17 protein-coding genes are annotated in these 17,260 nt (G+C 74.5%); 8 read left to right on the forward strand and 9 right to left on the reverse strand.

Translation table 11 applies throughout. The features are described from left to right. Positions 1 to 51 precede the first annotated feature (51 nt). Positions 52 to 663: a hypothetical protein gene (locus OHA89_RS27515; RefSeq protein ID WP_406367334.1), complete on the reverse strand. Its 612-nt coding sequence runs from the start codon at positions 661 to 663 to the stop codon at positions 52 to 54. A gap of 203 nt (positions 664 to 866) precedes the next feature. Here OHA89_RS27515 and OHA89_RS27520 point away from each other — a divergent pair, with 203 nt between their 5' ends. The 3 genes from OHA89_RS27520 to OHA89_RS27530 all read left to right on the forward strand — a co-directional run bounded on the left by OHA89_RS27520 (position 867) and on the right by OHA89_RS27530 (position 6,202). Beyond that, positions 867 to 2,030, forward strand: coding sequence for a helix-turn-helix domain-containing protein (locus tag OHA89_RS27520; RefSeq protein WP_406367335.1), 1,164 nt, complete (start codon positions 867 to 869; stop codon positions 2,028 to 2,030). Positions 2,031 to 2,126: 96 nt separating this feature from the next. Beyond that, complete coding sequence (locus OHA89_RS27525) at positions 2,127 to 4,934, forward strand: SNF2-related protein (protein ID WP_406367336.1); 2,808 nt, start codon at positions 2,127 to 2,129, stop codon at positions 4,932 to 4,934. Further along, positions 4,931 to 6,202 carry an SWIM zinc finger family protein gene (locus OHA89_RS27530; RefSeq protein ID WP_323186023.1) on the forward strand — a complete coding sequence of 424 codons (1,272 nt, stop codon included), beginning with the start codon at positions 4,931 to 4,933 and terminating at the stop codon, positions 6,200 to 6,202. Before OHA89_RS27525 ends, OHA89_RS27530 begins: the two co-directional genes overlap by 4 nt. Here the strand turns inward: OHA89_RS27530 and OHA89_RS27535 are convergent. Next, the gene (locus tag OHA89_RS27535; RefSeq protein WP_257556808.1) at positions 6,171 to 6,710 is read right to left on the reverse strand and encodes a 2-oxo-4-hydroxy-4-carboxy-5-ureidoimidazoline decarboxylase; all 540 of its coding nucleotides are present in this window, start codon (positions 6,708 to 6,710) and stop codon (positions 6,171 to 6,173) included. The two genes, OHA89_RS27530 and OHA89_RS27535, sit on opposite strands and share 32 nt — an antisense overlap. Positions 6,711 to 6,872: 162 nt before the next feature. Between OHA89_RS27535 and OHA89_RS27540 the strand changes: the two genes are divergently transcribed. Further along, positions 6,873 to 7,517, forward strand: a complete 645-nt coding sequence (locus tag OHA89_RS27540) for a chaplin (protein ID WP_322975560.1) — start codon at positions 6,873 to 6,875, stop codon at positions 7,515 to 7,517. On the opposite strand, the gene OHA89_RS27545 is transcribed toward OHA89_RS27540, so the two are convergent. Beyond that, on the reverse strand, positions 7,514 to 8,179 hold the full coding sequence (locus tag OHA89_RS27545; protein WP_266610369.1) for a DUF2293 domain-containing protein: 666 nt from the start codon (positions 8,177 to 8,179) through the stop codon (positions 7,514 to 7,516). The genes OHA89_RS27540 and OHA89_RS27545 overlap by 4 nt on opposite strands. 138 nt (positions 8,180 to 8,317) lie before the next feature. On the opposite strand from OHA89_RS27545, the gene OHA89_RS27550 reads away from it, so the two are divergent. Continuing rightward, the gene (locus tag OHA89_RS27550; protein ID WP_257556811.1) at positions 8,318 to 8,686 is read left to right on the forward strand and encodes a cupin domain-containing protein; all 369 of its coding nucleotides are present in this window, start codon (positions 8,318 to 8,320) and stop codon (positions 8,684 to 8,686) included. Positions 8,687 to 8,729: 43 nt separating this feature from the next. Here OHA89_RS27550 and OHA89_RS27555 read toward each other — a convergent pair whose 3' ends face one another. Further along, positions 8,730 to 10,175 (reverse strand): WGR domain-containing protein, encoded by a 1,446-nt coding sequence (locus tag OHA89_RS27555; RefSeq protein WP_266610370.1) that lies wholly within the window; start codon positions 10,173 to 10,175, stop codon positions 8,730 to 8,732. A gap of 93 nt (positions 10,176 to 10,268) precedes the next feature. Here OHA89_RS27555 and OHA89_RS27560 point away from each other — a divergent pair, with 93 nt between their 5' ends. After that, entirely contained in the window at positions 10,269 to 10,916 is a 648-nt protein-coding gene (locus OHA89_RS27560) for a uridine kinase (RefSeq protein ID WP_266610371.1), read from the forward strand. A 20-nt stretch (positions 10,917 to 10,936) separates the two neighbouring features. Here OHA89_RS27560 and OHA89_RS27565 read toward each other — a convergent pair whose 3' ends face one another. Then, a complete protein-coding gene (locus OHA89_RS27565; protein ID WP_257556815.1) occupies positions 10,937 to 11,851 on the reverse strand; it encodes a carbohydrate kinase family protein in 915 nt (304 codons plus the stop codon). Then, entirely contained in the window at positions 11,848 to 12,765 is a 918-nt protein-coding gene (locus tag OHA89_RS27570) for a pseudouridine-5'-phosphate glycosidase (RefSeq protein WP_406367337.1), read from the reverse strand. The genes OHA89_RS27565 and OHA89_RS27570 overlap by 4 nt, the downstream gene beginning before the upstream one ends. A 109-nt stretch (positions 12,766 to 12,874) precedes the next feature. Between OHA89_RS27570 and OHA89_RS27575 the strand changes: the two genes are divergently transcribed. Both OHA89_RS27575 and OHA89_RS27580 read left to right on the forward strand, forming a co-directional pair. Further along, positions 12,875 to 13,642 carry a class I SAM-dependent methyltransferase gene (locus tag OHA89_RS27575; RefSeq protein WP_266610372.1) on the forward strand — a complete coding sequence of 256 codons (768 nt, stop codon included), beginning with the start codon at positions 12,875 to 12,877 and terminating at the stop codon, positions 13,640 to 13,642. A 92-nt stretch (positions 13,643 to 13,734) separates the two neighbouring features. Continuing rightward, positions 13,735 to 14,121 (forward strand): cupin domain-containing protein, encoded by a 387-nt coding sequence (locus tag OHA89_RS27580; protein ID WP_215149163.1) that lies wholly within the window; start codon positions 13,735 to 13,737, stop codon positions 14,119 to 14,121. Here OHA89_RS27580 and OHA89_RS27585 read toward each other — a convergent pair. From OHA89_RS27585 to OHA89_RS27595, 3 genes are all read right to left on the reverse strand, one after another. Continuing rightward, on the reverse strand, positions 14,111 to 15,409 hold the full coding sequence (locus OHA89_RS27585) for an MFS transporter (RefSeq protein WP_266610376.1): 1,299 nt from the start codon (positions 15,407 to 15,409) through the stop codon (positions 14,111 to 14,113). The two genes, OHA89_RS27580 and OHA89_RS27585, sit on opposite strands and share 11 nt — an antisense overlap. A 133-nt stretch (positions 15,410 to 15,542) precedes the next feature. Next, complete coding sequence (locus OHA89_RS27590) at positions 15,543 to 16,106, reverse strand: methylated-DNA--[protein]-cysteine S-methyltransferase (RefSeq protein WP_266610378.1); 564 nt, start codon at positions 16,104 to 16,106, stop codon at positions 15,543 to 15,545. A gap of 70 nt (positions 16,107 to 16,176) precedes the next feature. Beyond that, positions 16,177 to 17,088: a glycerophosphodiester phosphodiesterase family protein gene (locus OHA89_RS27595; RefSeq protein WP_266610380.1), complete on the reverse strand. Its 912-nt coding sequence runs from the start codon at positions 17,086 to 17,088 to the stop codon at positions 16,177 to 16,179. Positions 17,089 to 17,260 lie beyond the last annotated feature (172 nt).

The following is a 17,260-nucleotide window of genomic DNA, read 5'->3' on the forward strand; positions in this document are numbered from 1 at the left end:
CACTCCGGCCGGCGGGAGGCCGGGCTACGGGCTGCGGCTTCGGGCTGCGGGCTACGGGTTGAGCTTGTTCACGGCCTTCGTGGTCGTCTTCTTGAAGTCGGCGACGGGGGCGTGGGACAGGTTGCCCATCTGGCCCCACTGCACGACGGTCACCGTGGAGCCGTCACGCCCGATGCCGTAGAGGTGGACGCCCGGCTCGGATTCCGGGATCGAGGTGTGCACCCCGTAGACGTGCGCGCCCTCCTCTACCGGGAGCTTTCCGTAGTCCTCCCATGAGGCGGTGCCGCCCGGGGTCGTCCGCAGCCAGTCGGCGGCGCAGGTGGCGACCTTGCGTTCCAGGGTGGTGGCCAGCTTCGCGGCGGCCGTGGCGGAGGCGGCCCGTACGGAGATCTGCACGGCGCCGGTGTCGAACTCCGTGCCGAACGTGCGGTGCCAGCTGCCCTGCGCCGGAAGCACATCCTCCAGGCAGAACGGCGCGAACTCCGGGAGCCCCTGGGTGACCTGGCCCGCGTACCAGGGGGAGGTGGGGTGCGGCGGCAGGTCGGTGCCGTTGATGAACCCGGGCGCGGTGGCGGCCGTGGCGGTGGTCGACGCGGTCAGGGCGAGGGCGGCGGCTGCCGCGAGGGCCGCGAAGGCGGTACTGGTGGCGGTGCGTCGGAACATGGTCGGTTCTCCCCGTTTCCTTCGTGTGGCGGTGTGGCGGTGCGCTGGTGCACTGGTGCGTTGTCGTGTGTGAAGAGCCTTTCCCCGGGCCGGGGTGTCGGGCGACGGATTGCGGCACATTCGGGACACTGGAATGGCCGTACGTGCTGTCACCTGGGGGAACACCCCCTGTATGGAACGGAGTCGCGGGACGGGGGAACACCGTGGGCGAGGCGGAACGGTCGGGCGAGACGGAGACGTTCGCACGGCTGATGCGGGAGCTGAAGGAACGCGCCGGGCTGAGTTACGGGGTGCTGGCGCGCAAACTGCACACGAGTACGTCGACCCTGCACCGGTACTGCAACGGGGAGGCCGTCCCGACGGAGTTCGCGGCGGTGGACCGCTTCGCGCGGGTCTGCGGGGCCTCGCCGGGGGAGGCGGTGGAGCTGCACCGGGCGTGGCTGCTGGCGGACGCGCGCAGGCGGGCGGCGGCGCGGACCTCGGAGCCGGTGCCGGTAGCGGAATCAGAGCCGGGGCCGGGGCCTGGGCCGGAGCCGGTCGCCGTACGGCTGCCCTGGTACCGGCGGCGGGCGGCCGCCGTCCTCGCCGCCGGGGTGACGGCGGGCGCCGTGGCCGTGGCGGTGCTGGCGGTGTCCCTGCCGGAACGCGGGTCGCCACCGGGCGCGGGTGCGGGCCCGCGCGCGGGGACCGTCGGGACCGCCACCCCCACCGCGCCGGCCTCCTCCCCTTCCCCGGTGCCCTCGCCGACGCCGACGGCGGTTCCGCTCAAGGCGGCGGTGCGCTCGCACGTGTGGGCCTTCGGCTGTGATCACGCCTATCTGGCCGAGCCGGGGCCCGGGTCGGTCCCCCCGCCGCCCATGGAGGCGGACGCGCCTGCCTGGGCCTCGGCGCAGCGCGCCGTGCACGCCGGGACGCAGATCGTGGAGATCACCCTGCACGGCACGGGCACCGGCAGCGTCGTCCTGGAGGACCTGGAGGTACGGGTGGCCGCTCGGCGCACCCCGCCGGCCTGGAACGTCTACCAGATGTCCCAGGGCTGCGGCGGGGCGCTCACCCCGGCGGCCTTCGCCGTGAACCTGGACGCGCCGCGTCCCCTGGTCCGGCCCGTCGCCGGCAACGACACCGGGAGCGCCGTCCCGGCCCCCGCCTTTCCGCTGCGCGTCTCGGCGTCCGAGCCGGTCGTCCTGCGCGTGGAAGCCGTCACCACGGGGTGCGACTGCGACTGGTCCCTGGACCTGCGCTGGACCGCTCCGTCCGGCTCCGGCACCCTGCGCATCGACGACCACGGACGGCCGCTGCGCACCAGCGCGGCCACGGGGCGTCCCGTGTACGGCTACGCCATGGAACAGGGCCGCTGGGCACGCTGACCCGACGGGGCGTATGCCCAGGTCAGCAGCGTTGTCAGTGGCCGCACCTAGACTCGGTGGACAGGACATCCGTACCGACCGGGGAGGGGCCACGCCATGACAACGCGCGCACTGCTGCGCCACGCGGCCGTCTTCCTGCCCGCCGCGGTCCCCCGCGAGGGGCGCGTCGTGTTCTGGGCGCCCGACGGGGACGCCCTGCCCGAGGCGGGTACGGCGACGACGCTCACCGTGGTCCGTCCGCACGGCGACGGGGTCCGCAGCCGGACCGTGCCCGCCGTGGCCCTCTCCGTCACCGCCGCGCTGCCCCTGCTAGCCCAGGCGCCCCGCAGCCCCGCCGCACACCCCGCCACCCGCGCCTGGGGAACCGCCGCCACGCAGGCGCTCACGCTCGTCGCCCGCGGCCGGCTGCTCCCCGGGCTCACCCCCGAGGGCGTCGACGCCTGGCGCGCCGGCCCGCTCGACGCCCCCGACGTCGACCACCTGCGCGCGGTCGCCGCCGCTCTCCCGTACGAGGGGTACGCGACCCCCCTCGCCGGCCGCCGCCCGCTGCACCTGCCCGAACCGGAGGCGCTGGTCCGCGCCTTCCTTGACGCCGTCGCCGACAGCCTGCCCCGCACCCCGGCCGCGGCCGTGGCCGCCGGAGGGCCGTTCGCCGCCCGGGAGCCGCAGCACGTGCCCGGGATACAGGACTGGGCCGCGCAGGTCGCGGCCGGAGCGGACACCGGTGTCGGGATCTCGCTCCGCCTCGACCTGTCCGCCTTCCACCTCTTCGACGAGGCCGAAGCCGATGACGTGCGGCGTGCCGGGGCCGCCGTGGTCCAGGTGCACAGCCTGGCCGACCCGACGCTGGTCACCGATGCCGGCCACCTGTGGGCGGGTACGGCGGCCGCCGGGTTCGGCCCCCGGGCGCGGATCGACGCCGTGCTCGCGCTGCGCCGGGCCGCGCGGGTGTGGCCGCCGCTGCTGCGCCTGCTCGACCAGCCGGTGCCCGACGCGCTGGCCCTGTCGGATCCGGAGCTCGAAGACCTGCTGGGCACCGCCGCGAACCGGCTGGCGGCCGCCGGAGTCCTGGTCCACTGGCCGCGCGAGTTGGCCCGTACGCTGTCCGCGACCGCCGTCGTACGGTCCACGGCGCCCGGATCCGCCACCGACGGCACCGCCTTCTTCGACGCCGAGCACCTCTTCGCCTTCTCCTGGGAGCTGGCGCTGGGCGGCGACCGGCTCACCCCGGGGGAGATGGACGCCCTCGCGCAGGCCCACCGGCCGGTGGTGCGGCTGCGGGACCAGTGGGTGCGGGTGGATCCGGAGCTGGTGCGCAAGGCGCGCAAGCGGGAGCTCGGCCTGCTGGACCCGGTGGACGCGCTGGCCACCGTACTGTCGGGGACGGCCGAGGTCGACGGGGAGCCGGTCGAGGCGGTTGCGGTGGGGGCGCTGGCCGCCCTGCGGGAGCGGCTGACGGGGGAGTTGGCCCCGCTGCCGCAGCCGGCCGCGCTCAAGGCCACCCTGCGCGACTACCAGGCCCGCGGCCTGGCCTGGCTGGACCTGATGACCTCCCTCGGCCTCGGCGGCTGCCTCGCCGACGACATGGGCCTGGGCAAGACCGTCACCCTGATCGCCCTGCACCTGCACCGCGACCGCCCCGAGCCGACGCTCGTCGTGTGTCCCGCGTCCCTGCTGGGCAACTGGCAGCGGGAGATCGGGAAGTTCGCCCCCGGCACGCCCGTGCGCCGCTTCCACGGCGGCAGCCGCAACCTCGCGGACCTCGCCGGGGGCTTCGTCCTCACCACGTACGGGACGATGCGCGCCAGCGCCCCCCTGCTCGCCGGGCAGAGCTGGGGCATGGTCGTCGCCGATGAGGCGCAGCACGTCAAGAACCCGCATTCGGCGACCGCCAAGGCTCTGCGCACGGTCCCGGCGCCGGCCCGGGTGGCGCTGACCGGCACCCCGGTGGAGAACAACCTCTCCGAGCTGTGGGCGCTGCTCGACTGGACCACGCCGGGGCTGCTCGGTCCGCTCACCGCCTTCCGGGCCCGCCATGCCCGTCCGGTGGAGCACCAGCAGGAGGAGGACGGCGGCAACGAGGCGGCGGTGGCCCGACTCTCGGCGCTCGTCCGCCCGTTCCTGCTGCGCCGAAAGAAGTCCGACCCCGGTATCGCGCCCGAGCTGCCGCCGAAAACGGAAACGGACCATCCGGTCTCGCTGACCCGGGAGCAGGCCTCGCTGTACCAGGCCGCGGTGGACGAGGCGATGGCCGTGATCGAGTCGAGCGAGGGCATCGAAAGACGCGGCATGATCATGAAGCTGCTGGCCTCGCTCAAGCAGATCTGCAACCACCCGGCGCAGTACCTGAAGGAGGCGGAGCCCCGGATCCCACACCGCTCGGGCAAGCTGGCGCTGCTGGATGAGCTGCTGGACACGATCCTGGCCGAGGACGGATCGGTGCTGGTCTTCACCCAGTACGTGACGATGGCCCGGCTCATCGAGCGGCACCTCGCCGCCCGGGGGATCTCCCACCAGCTGCTGCACGGCGGTACGCCGGTGGCGCGCCGCGAGGAGCTCGTCGACCGTTTCCAGGCGGGCGAAGTCCCGGTCTTCCTCCTGTCCTTGAAGGCGGCGGGCACCGGGCTGAACCTCACCCGGGCCGGCCATGTCATCCACTTCGACCGCTGGTGGAACCCGGCCGTCGAAGAGCAGGCCACCGACCGCGCCTACCGGATCGGGCAGACCCAGCCCGTGCAGGTGCACCGGATCATCGCCGAAGGCACCGTGGAGGACCGGATCGCCGAGATGCTGGAGGCGAAGCGGGCGCTGGCCGATGCCGTCCTCGGCTCCGGCGAGTCGGCGCTGACCGAGCTGACCGACCGGGAACTGGCCGACCTCGTCTCCCTGCGGAGGCCCGCATGATCACCGCGCGCGACGACCGCCGCCGCACCTTCGAGACCGTGCCCGCCGGGGCGCAGGCGGTGAGCTGGTGGGGCCTGGCCTGGGTATCGGCGCTGGAGGAGGTCTCCCGCGACCCGGCCCGGCTGGCCCGGGGCCGTATGTACGCCGCTGAAGGCCACGTCGACGCGGTCACCATCACGCCGGGCCGGATCGTGGCGTACGTACGGGGCAGCCGGGCGCGCCCGTACCGCACCGAGCTGGTCCTGCCCGCCTTCGCGGACGCGGAGTGGGACGAACTGCTGGAGGCGGTCGCGGCCGATCCCGCGGCGCTCGCCGCCCTGCTGGAGCGGGAGGTCCCGCAGTCGCTCGCGGGGACGGTCCTGCCCGGCGCGGGCGAGCTCCTTCCCCGCTGCTCCTGCCCGGACCTCGCGCGTCCGCCGTGCAAGCACGCGGCGGCCCTCTGCTACCGGGCGGCCCGGCTGCTCGACGAGGACCCCTTCGTCCTGCTGCTCCTGCGCGGCCGCGGCGAGCGGGAGCTCCTCGACGAGCTGACCCGGCGCAACGCGGCCCACGCCGCGCGTGAACAGCCCGACAAGGCACCCGACTTCCCCGGTGTCCCGGCCCGCGCGGCCCTCGCCCGCACCGTTCTGCCGCCGCTGCCGGCGCCGCTTCCCGCACCCGCGGCCGTGGGTCTGCCGCCCGCGTACCCGGCCGATCCGGCGGCCCCGGACCCGCTGGCCCTGGACCAGCTCGCCTCCGACGCCGCCGTCCGCGCCCTGGCCGTGCTCACCACCGCCGAGGACCCGATCGCCGGTCTCAGCCTCTGGCAGGACGCCGTCCGGCTGGCCTCCGCGCACCCCACGGCCGGGCTCACCGGCGCCGCCCGCACCCTCTACCGGGACCTGGCCCGCGCGACCGGCCGCACCACCACCGACCTCGCCCGGGCCGCCGCGGCCTGGCGGCAGGGCGGCCGCCCCGCCCTCGCCGCCCTCGAAGAGCCCTGGGACCCGCCGGCCGGCCCCTTCGACCGCGCCCGCCCGGCGCTCCTCGCCGCCGCCCAGGTTTCCTTCCGCCCCGACCGCAACCGCCTCACGTCCGGCACCAGCCAGCTCCGCCTCGGCCGCGACGGCCTCTGGTACGCCTACGAGTCCCGCCCGGACGACACCGACTGGTGGCCCACGGGCAGCCCCTCCCCGGACCCGGTCACGGCGCTCACGCGCCGTGGCCAGAGCCCCGCCCACGGCGGCGACGGAAGGTTCAGCGCGTCACTTCGCGAGCCCAACTGCTGAGGGTGGTGAAGTCGCGGTCGCGGAGGCCGTGGCGGGGGTGGATGCGCAGGAGGAGTGCCGGGGACGGGTGATGGGCGGCCACCCACGCGCGGTCGCGGGGGTTGATCATGTCGTCGACCCAGGCGAAGGGGCGGCCCGCCGCCCAGTCGACGAGGGGGCGGGTCTTCCACGACAGGCCGTCCGGGTCGTCGGCGAAAAGTTCCGGCCACTCGATGACAGGAAGATCACCGGGAAGTCCGATGTGCGGGGCGATCATCGTGTTCGCCTGGTGCGTCCAGGCGGTGGCCCACGTGAGTTCGAAGGGCAGGGCCAGCAACCGCCCACCGTGGGAGGGGTGGAGGCGGACCCGCGCGCCGCGCCGGGCGCGGCGGGACTCCGGGTCGCGGTAGGCGAGCCAGACGTCCGGACGCATCCGGTGGCTCCGGTACCCGCGCAGGCCCGCGAAGCGGGACCGGAAGGGGTTGAGAGGGCCGTCCACGTCGAGGAGGAGCAGCGGGCGATCAGTCATGAAGTACGCACTACCCAGTACACGATGGAGTGAAATGCCCACCGGCTCTATAACCCGAATGGGTTCAGAGCGTTGTTCCGGTGCGGGAAGAACACCCGCGGACTTCTCCGGAAGGCAGGGAAACTGATGCGTCACAGTCGTCGGAATGGCTTGATCGCGGCGGTGGTTGCGGGAGGTGGGCTGGCGGTCGCGGGTGCGGGCGGACTCGCCTACGCCGACGCGGACGCGGCTGGGCGGACCGAGCGCTCGCCGGGGCTGCTCTCCGGGAACCTGGCGCAGCTGCCGGTGCACGTTCCGGTGAACGTGTGCGGGAACACCGTGAGCGTGGTCGGTGTGCTCAACTCGGCCGCCGGGAACCGCTGTGTCAACAAGGACCATCCGGAGCCGAGGCCCTCGCACCCGTCGAAACAGGGCGCGGGCAACGGCGGCGGAGCCGTCGCCGATGGGCGCGGAAAGGATTCGCCGGGAGTGTTGTCCGGCAACGGACTCCAGCTCCCGGTCGACCTGCCCCTGAACCTCAGCGGCAACGCGGTGAGCGTCGTCGGCGTCGGCAACAGCTCCACCGGCAACACCTCCGTCAACGGCGAGGTGCCCAGCGGCGGCAAGCCCGTCCAGCCGCCCGCCGTCCAGCCGCCCGCCGTCCAGCCGCCCGCCGCCGAGCGGCCGGTGACCCCGCCCGCGCCGCCGCGGCACACCGAGGCTCTGGCCCACACCGGCGCCGACGCCGTCGGCTACCTGCTGCCGGGCGGCGGAGCGCTCCTCCTCGGCGGGGTGCTCCTCTACCGCCGCTTCGGACTCGCCCGCTAGGTCTGGGCGGGCGGTACGGGGCGCCAGCCGTCCAGGATGGCGTCGATCCGTGCGGCCAGCCGGGCCCGGGCCGCGAAGCGCGGGATTCCCGCCATCAGCAGGGCGTCGTACTCGGTGTCGGTGTGCCGCACGGCGGCGCGAACCGCGTACGAGACCGCGAGTTCGTCCAGGGCCCGGCCGGCCGCGCTGCGGCCCACCCGGCCGCTGCCGCGCACCGAGGCGTGGGTGGCGATGGCCACGGCCCGGTCGGCCGGGCAGCCGGGGAACAGCCGGACTATCTCGGCGGCGAAGGCCGCCGTGAACCGGGTGTCCTCGGCGGCACGACGCAGCCGGTCGCGCTCCCGGCGCCTGGCCCGCGCCTCGGCGTCCGCCAGACAGGCACGCTCGGCGCGGGAAAGGGCGGCGTCCTCGACGAGGAGTCCCTGGCGCTCGTAGCGGCGGCGGCGCCTGTTGAAGCGGACGACCACGGCGGAGAGCGAACTCGCCTCGCGAGAGCGGCGGGTGAGCGCCGCGTCCCCGCGCGGGAGGTAGACCAGGTGCCCGAGATCGGCGCAGTCCAGGCAGCGCGGCACGCCCGCCTCGCGCACGAGGTGCCGGAGCGGGCCCCGCCGGCACTCCGCGCAGTGGATCTGCTTCCCGGACTCGAACACCACCAGGCTCATACAGGGGTGATACCGCTGAAGGGGCCTCATATCACCTGATGAAGAGCGGCGGTTGATGTTCCACCAACACTTCCTCCTTGTCGTGCAGTGCTTCTACCGTGAGCGCGTGGACGGCGGCCGGTCTACCGAGGAGGGCACATGGGCGGGCAGCAGGTGACGGCACGGCCGGCAAGGGCACGCATCCCCGCGGCCCCGGCGGGCCGGGAGATCGTCATACCTCCGGGCGGTTGCACCGGCTGGCACTACCACCGGGTGCGGCTGAACGCCGTCGTCCTCGCCGGAACCCTGACCCGGGTCCTGCACGACCGCACCGTCGAGGTGCACCGGGCCGGGACCACCTTCGTGGAGCCCGCGGGCATCGGGCACATCCACCTGGGCCACAACCTCGGCAGCGACCCGGTCGTGCTCCACGTGACCCCGGCGCTCCCCCCGGGAACCCCCTTCGCGATACCCACCCCCAGCCCGCCCGGTGTCACACCGGCCGTCTGCCGGGAGCACGCCGCGTGAACGAGCCCCGCCGCTTGAACGGGCCCCGTCGCGGGCGGCGGGCTCACACCAGTCGGCGTATCTCCCCGCGCACCCGGTAGAAGCCGCTCGAGGCCGCGTGCAGTCCGTCCACCACGTACCGGGCGCCGGGCTCCCGTATCCCGCGCGGGAACTGCACGTTCCAGGAGGGCTCGAAGCCGCCCGAGACCACCTGCACCCGCATCCGGCCGCCCTGCTGGACGCACTCCACCACCACACCGCCCGCCGGAGCCGCCGCCACCGAGACGGTGGCCACCGCCGCCGCCGACGCGGCCGGGGTGTACACCGGCATGGCCGCCGCCGACTTCACGTCCACCGGCGCCGGCACCGAGCCCTGCTGTGCCGCGGCTATCGCCTGCTCGCTCGCGTCCACGCAGACCAGCGAGCCGTCCGTGGTCACCAGATACAGCCGCCCGTCCCGGTACTGCATCGACAGCGCGGCTCCGCTGCCCGTGCCCAGCTTCCACAGCCGCCGCCCGTCGGCGTCGAAGCAGTACACCGAGGAGGCGAGGTCGCCGGCGAAGACGTGCCTGCCGTCCGGGGAGGTCGCGCACGAGTACACCGCCGCGTCACACCGGTAGGAGGCCTCCACCACGCCCGTCGCCTTGGACAGCCGCTGCACGGTGTTGCGCCCGGTGCCCGCGTACACCGCGTGGTCCTCCTGCCAGCCGAACAGCACCGAGCCGTTCGTGTCGGTGTGCCACAACTCCCGCCCCCCGTCCGGCGCGTACGCGGTGACCCCCTTGCTGTGCCCGTGGTAGACCGCGTCCGCGTCCGCCCGGACCATCCAGGCGTTGGAGCCGTCCGAGCGCCGCGACCACTGGAACTCGTCCTCGTGGTCGATGACCGTCAGCCCGCCGTTGCGGTCGGACACGTTCAGCACGCCCTCCCGGATGTCGAGCCAGAAGATGTCCACATCGGCGGCTATGTCGTAGGCCCCGAACGGCACCTTCGACGACAGGTCGTACACCGTGCCGTCGTCACAGCCCGCGTATATCCAGAACTCGTCCGCCACCAGGCACTTCACCCCGTCCGGCAGGGAGTACCGGGCCAGCACCTCCCCGCCGTGGCTCAGGGTGTAGACGTCACCCGCCTGGTTGCCGACCCAGCAGCGGTCCTCGTCCACATGGATCCCGAAGGCCGAGGAGCCCGTGCGGAACCGCCACAGCACCGGAGCCACGGCCCGCGCCGTCGACGGCGCCGACGTGACCTGGCGGCGGGTCACCGACCGTGCGGCGCGCTGTCCGCGCACGGCCGGGGCGTACCCCTTGCGGATCTTCTCCCCGATCTTCTTCGCGGCCGCCGCCCGTGCCTTGTCCGCAGTCGGGAACGAGGAACTCTGCAGCTGGCCGTCCGCGCCGATGCGCCCGTACCGCACGGAGACGGCCGTGCCGTCCACCGTCACCTCGTAGAACTTGTGCGCAGCGCCGTCGTCCTGGGACAGCTCCAGATACGTCGTCTCCCGAGCCATGACAGACCCCTCCCCAAAGGCCGGGCCGCCGACTGCTTTTCCGCCGGTGATCCCTCGTGAAAAACGCTACGGCCCACCACTGACAATGGGCTCGTGCAGCTGGAAGCGATCACATGGCAGCGAATGGCCGAGCGGCTCGCCGCTCACCTCGACGACCCCGGCACCGCCCCCGAACAGGGCAGTTGGCAGCGGGTGGGCATCGACGGAGCACCGGCCGCCGAGACCGGCGTGCTCGCGGGGAACCTCGCCGACGCCCTGCGCCTGCGCGGACGCCCGGTCCTGGTGGTAGCGGCCGAGGGCTTCCTGCGCCCGGCCTCCCTCCGCTTCGAGTTCGGCCGCCAGGACGTGGACTCGTACCTCGGCGGCTGGTACGACACGGCCGCGCTCTGGCGGGAGGTGTTCGGCCCGACCGACCCGGGCGGCACCGGGCGGGTGCTGCCCGACCTCTGGGACCCGGTGAGCGACCGGGCGACCCGCAGCCCCTACGCCGAACTCCCGCCCGGCGGCGTGCTGATCGTGCACGGCCCGCTGCTGCTGGGCCACTGGTTCCCCTTCGACCTGAGCGTCCACATCCGGCTCTCCCCGGGCGCGCTCGCCCGCCGCACCGAGGAGTCCGCGCGCTGGACGCTGCCGGCCTTCGCGCGCTACGAGGCCGAAACGGACCCGGCGTCGGCCGCCGACGCGATGGTCCGCGCCGACGACCCCCGCCATCCCGCCTGGACGGGCATCCGCGCGCGATAGCGGCACCGGGGTCGGCTCCTTCAAGGCCGGCCGCCCAGCCGGGTCACCGCCAGGGCCGCGGCACGGCAGCCCGCGCGGGCGGCCTCCGCCGGGTCCGCGCCCGCCAGCCGGGCCGCGAGGAAGCCTCCGGTGAAGGCGTCCCCCGCACCCGTGGAGTCCACCGCCTCGGCCGGCTCCGCCGTGACCTCGGCGGTGATCCGGCCCCGCTCGGCCACCAGCGCCCCGGCCGCGCCCCGGGTCACCACCACCAGCGGGATCCGGCGGCTCAGCTGCGCCGCCGCCCGGGCCACCCCGGCCGGCTCCGGCAGCCCGGCCAGCAGCCGGGCCTCGTCCTCGTTGGGCAGCAGTACGTCGGCCCCCGCCACGGCATCGAGGAACCGCTGCGGGCCCAGCTCGGCCAGGAACCCGGCCGAGGCGGGGTCCACGCTCACCGGCACCCCCCGGACCCGGGCCGCCCGCAGCGCGACCAGGGCCAGCTCCCGGCTGCTGTCGGCGAAGAACAGGTACCCGGACAGGTGAAGGTGGGCCACCCCGTCCAGCAGGGACGGCTTCCAGTCGGCGGGGCACAGCCGCAGCGCGGCCCCGCTGTCGGTCAGGAAGGTCCGCTCCGCGTCCTTGCCGACCAGCGCGACCACCGTTCCGGTCGGCTCCTCCCGGTCGATCACCAGCCGCGGCCGCACCCCCGCGTCCAGCAGCGCCCGCTCGTGCCACGGAGCCGACTCGGTACCCACCCGCGCGAGCAGCCGTACCTCCGCGGCCCCGGTACGGGCCGCCCAGCAGGCCGCGTTGGCCCCGGCGCCGCCCGGCAGGGTCCGGATCCGGGCGGCCGTGTCGGTGGCCGGAGCAAGCGGCTCCGGATGCACCGCCACCACATCGGTGACCACGTCCCCGACGACCAGCAGCGCCCCCGGACGGGCCGGTTCCGTACGGGTCATGCCCGCGCCGCCCAGGCCCCCGCGATCCCGGCCCCGAGCTGCACGTTGCCCCGTACCGCCGCCAGGTTCGCCTCCAGCGAGGCCCCGCCCGTCGCCCGCACCAGGAACCCCAGCAGGAACGGTGTCACCGCCTGCCCCGTGATCCCCCGCTCCCGGCACTCGGTGAGCGCCTCGGCCAGCACCCGGTCGTGCAGCCGCGGATCCAGCTGCTCCGCCTCCGCCACCGGATTGGCCACCAGAAGGGCCGACCCCGGGCCGCCCAGGGCGTCCTGAGCGGCCATCACCGCCGCGACCTCCTCCGGCCCCTCCACCGTCCAGTCCACCGGCTCGCCGGAATCGGCCAGGTAGAAGCCGGGGAACCGCCGCGTCCGGTATCCGAGCACGCCCACCCCCAGCGTCTCCAGCCGCTGCAGCGTGGCCGGCACGTCCAGGATCGACTTCACCCCCGCGCACACCACCGTGATCCGCGTCCGCGCCAGCAGCGACAGATCCGCCGACTCGTCCTGCGACTGCGCCCATTCGCGGTGTACGCCGCCCAGCCCGCCCGTGGCGAAGACCCGCAGGCCCGCCCGGGCGGCCAGGAAGGCCGTGCCGGACACCGTCGTGGCCCCCGTGGCCCCCGCCGCCAGCGCGGGCGCCAGATCCCGGTGGCCGAGCTTGCGTACGCCGTCGCCGCCCGCGATCCGCTCCAGCTGAGCCTTGTCCAGGCCCGCGTACGCCACCCCGTCGATGACCGCGATCGTCGCCGGAACCGCGCCTTCCGAGCGGACCAGCTCCTCCAGTTCGAGACCCACCGCCAGATTGCGGGGCCGCGGCAGCCCGTGCGCGATGATCGTCGACTCCAGCGCCACGACCGGCCTGTGCCGGGCGAGCGCCTCGCGTACCTCTTCCGACAGGACGGGCCCGCCGGACATGGATGCAGATCCTGTGTGCTGTGACATGTCCCCATCCATGGCACGGGATTCGCGCCCCCAAACGCGCTCCCGCCCCACCCGTCACAACCTGTCCGAGTAGCGTTGCCCCATGGACCCGCGCGCCTTCTACGACGAGCTGGCCGACCGCTACGACCTCCTGTACGCGGACTGGGGCGCGAGCATCGCCCGTCAGGGCCGGTCCCTCGACATCCTGCTCACCGCCGCGCTCGGCCCGGGTCCGCACGCGGTCCTGGACAGCGCCTGCGGCATCGGCACCCAGGCACTGGGCCTGGCGGCACTGGGCCACCGGGTCACCGGGGCCGACCTGAGCCCCGTCTCCGTCGCCCGCGCAGCCCGCGAGGCCGCCCGCCGCGGGCTCACCCTGCCGGTCCTGGCCGCCGACATGCGGGCCCTGCCCTTCGCGGACGCCTCCTTCGACGCCGTGGTCTGCGCCGACAACGCCCTTCCGCACCTGCTGACGGCCCAGGACGTGCACACCGCCCTGGCCGAAACCCTGCGGGTGCTGCGCCCCGGCGGACTGCTGCTGCTCTCCACCCGCCCGTACGCGGAACTGCTCCGCACCCGGCCACGGAGCGAGGCCCCGCACGTGCGCGAGGGGGCCGAGGGGCGGACCGTCACCTTCCAGCTGTGGCACTGGCACGCCGACGGAGAACGGTACGACCTCGAGCTCTTCCAGCTGCTGCCGGCCGGGGACACCTGGACCACGCGGACGTCGAGCGCCACCTACTGGGCGCTGCCGGAGGAGCGGACCGCGGAATTCGCCCGGGAGGCCGGTTTCCGCGACACGGTCTGGCACGCTCCGGCGGACAGCGGATTCCACCAGCCGGTCCTCGGCGCGCGGCGGCCCGCGCCCTGACCGGGCGCTGGACAGGGTGACTCGTCCGCCCCGGCAGCGCTGGACGATCTGGTCACCCCGGTGGGCGGCAACGGCGGATTAGGGTGCGCGTCATGAGCACCAGTGATCACAGCGCCGACGTCCCCGCCCCCGCCTCCTTCGCCGTCTCCGTCGCGGACGTGCCGGACGCCGAACTGGAGGCCGAGGACCTCGACCCCGAGCAGATCGTCTCCGGCGAGCCGGTCGTGAGCGGCAAGGTGCTCTGGGAGTCGCCGGACGGCAGGCAGGTGCGCGGGATCTGGCAGATCACCCCGGGTGTGGTCACCGACACCGAGGCCGACGAACTCTTCGTCGTGGTCAGCGGCCGGGCCACCATCGAGGTCGAGGGCGGCGGGACCCTGGAGGTGGGCCCCGGCTCCGCCTGCGTGCTCCGGGAGGGCGACAAGACGACCTGGACCGTTCACGAGACGCTCCGCAAGGCCTACCACATCAGCTACTGACGTCGCCCTTCGCGGACGCGGGGTGGCGGCGCGCGGTGAACAGCGCCAGCGCCGCCATCGGCAGCAGCAGACAGGCGCCGATGGCGTTCAGCCAGCCGTAGCTCGCCTGGGCCATGACCAGGCCGGCGGCCGCGCCGCCCACGCCCGCGGCCGTGTTCATCGTCAGGTCGCTCAGCCCCTGTACGGCGGCCCGCGCGGGCTGCGGCACCGAGTCGGTCAGCAGCGCCGAGCCGGAGACCATCCCGGCGGACCAGCCGAGGCCGAGCAGGAACAGGCCCGCCGCGCTCTGGCCGTGGTGCGGTCCCGCCGTGCCGGCGAGCAGGGCGGCGACCGACAGCAGCCCGGCCGCCAGGCCGATCACGGACAGCCGGCCGAGGCGGTCCGCGAGCCAGCCCATCAGGGGCGAGAAGGCGAACATACCGGCGATGTGACCGCTGATCACCAGGCCGACGAGCTCCAGCCCCGCGCCGTGGTGGCCCAGGTCCATCGGGGTCATCACCATGATCGAGACCATGGTGGTGTGGGACACGGCGACGGTGACCAGCGCGAGCCGGGCCCGCGGGGAGGCCTTGACGGCGGCGAATCCGGCGCGCAGCGAGCGGCCCTCGCGGGTCTGCTCCCCGGGCGCGGCCAGCGCACGGGCCGTCAGCAGCGGGTCCGGGCGCAGGAGTATCCCGATCAGCGTGCCGGTGAGGAGGAAGACGGCGGCGGCCCACACGAAGGGGCCCGCCGTCTCGGGTATGGAGGTCCCGGCGAAGCTGCGGCTGGCGGGGGCGGACAGGTTGGGCCCGAGGACCGCGCCGATGGTGGACGCCCACACGACGACGGCGATCGAGCGGGCCCGCCGGTCCGGGGCGGCGAGGTCGGCGGCGGCGAACCGGGCCTGGAGGTTGGCCGAGGAGGCCGCGCCGAAGGCGGCCATGCCGAGCATCAGCAGCGGGAAGCTCTTGATCGCGGCGGCGAGGACGACGAGGCCCGCGCCGGTGGCACCGATCAGGTAGGCCAGGACCAGCCCGGGGCGGCGGCCGCGCGCGGTCATCAGGGCGGCGAGCGGCAGCGAGACCAGGGCGGTGCCGATCACCGCGGCGGTGGAGGCGAGGCCGGCCATGGCCTCGGTGCCGCTGACCTCGGTGGCGAGTACGGGTGCCAGGGCGATGCTGATGGGCACGCCGAGCCCGCCGAGCATCTGGCTCGCGATGAGCACCCCGGTCGTACGCCGCCGCAGCCGGGCCACATCCGGGAGGCCGCCCGGCGCCGTCGGCCGGTCAGTGCCGGGGGAGGCGGTCATGCCGGACACCCCCTGCGCGGGTGGCGGTGCGGGGCGCGGCAGGACGCGCTGCGGCCGGGTGCGGCGGCTGGAGTAGTCACCGCGGCAGTGTGCCACCCCTTACCGCGCGGGCGGAACCGGGTATCCGTCCCGCTCAGAACAACGGCTGCGGAAGGACGCCTTCCAGCGCGAGCAGCAGTCGCTTGGTCTCGACCCCGCCGCCGAATCCGCCGATGCCCCCGTCGTTCTCCACGACCCGGTGGCAGGCCACCACCAGCGGCAGCGGGTTCGACCCCATGGCGTTGCCCACGGCCTGGGCGGCCCCCGGCTGGCCGACGCGGGCGGCCAGCTCCCCGTACCCGACGACCGCTCCGTACGGCACGGAACGGTCCAGTTCCTGGAGCACCTGCCGGTTGAAGCCGGAGCTGAGGCGCCAGTCCAGCGGCAGCTCGAAGCGGCGCAGCGAACCGGAGAAGTACGCGGCCAGCTGACGTATCGGCTCGGCCAGCAGCACTTCCTCGCCCGGCGCGGGCCGCCAGGCGCCGGCGCCGAGCCGGGAGACGAGCGGGCCGATCATCGCGTCGAGCCGGTCCGGCTCGGCATGGAACTCGACCCGGACCAGACCCTCCGGGGTCGCGGCCAGGAGCAGGGGACCGATCTCGCTCGCGACGACGGTCCATTCGAGGTGCGGCCCGCGGGGCCGCTCGGTGCTGTCCACGGGTCCACGGTACGGCGCCCCACTGACAGTGCCGACAAGGCTGACAGTGCCGACAGCGCCGCCGCCCGCGTCAGTAGCCGCCGACGGCCTCCCGGACGACGTCCGGCGCGTTGGTGATGATCCCGTCCACGCCCATGGCCTGCACCTTCCGGGCGGTGGTTGCGTCGTCCACGATCCAGGTGTCCACCTCCATGGCCTTGCCGTGGGCTCCGAGCAGCCCGTGCACCGCCGCGACCCACTCGGCCGAGATCGTGGTGTGCCACGGGTTGATCCGGTCGGTGAACTGCGCGTACTGCGGCAGGTCCGCCACCGTCGGGGTGCCCAGGAAGGCCGTCACGAGGTCCGGGCGCAGTTGGTGCACGGTGCGCACGCAGCCGGCGCTGAAGCTCTGCACCACCAGACGCTGCCGCACGTGGCGCTCGTCGAGCCAGCCCGCCTCGTCGAGCACCTGCAGGGTCTGCTGCTCGATCCCGGGGTAGAGCTCGGGCTTCTTGATCTCCAGCAGCAGCCGCTGCTGGTTGCGCTGCACCCGGTCGAGGTACTCGCGCAGGGTCGGCACCCGGGCGCCCGTGTACTCCTGCCCGAACCAGCTGCCCGCGTCCAGCAGCGCGATCTCCGCCGCCGTGAAGTCCTGGACCCGCCAGGGCTTGCGGTCCGGGAAGACCTGCTCGACGTCCGTGGTCCGGGACAGGGTGTCGTCGTGGACGACCACGAGCTCGCCGTCCTTGGTGCGCTGCACGTCGTTCTCCACCCACTCGAAGCCCAGCCGCATCGCCAGGTCGATCGCGTCGAGGGTGTTCTCCGGGGCGTAGGCCGAAGCCCCCCGGTGGGCGTACACGACGGGGTTCCCCAGGATCCCGGCCGGTCCGGGGGCGGGTCCGGGGCCGGGGACGGTGGCGGCGTACGAGGCCGTCCCGCCCAGCAGGGTGAGGGTGAAGCCCAGGAACGCGGCGGCTGCCGCGGCGGCGGGTCGGACGTACATGTGCGTTCTCCTCGGGTCGTGAGCCCTGTTCCTGCGTCAGACGGGTGCGGAGCGGCAGACGTTGTGGCGATGCACTTCACGGCGGGGCCTTCACCGCGATCATGGGGTTGAAGATCACCGAGCCGCCACCGAACTACGACAAACGGACCAGAACGTGTGAGGGCGGTCCGGC

Source organism: Streptomyces sp. NBC_01546 (assembly GCF_045208355.1).
In the GTDB taxonomy this organism is placed as follows: domain Bacteria; phylum Actinomycetota; class Actinomycetes; order Streptomycetales; family Streptomycetaceae; genus Streptomyces.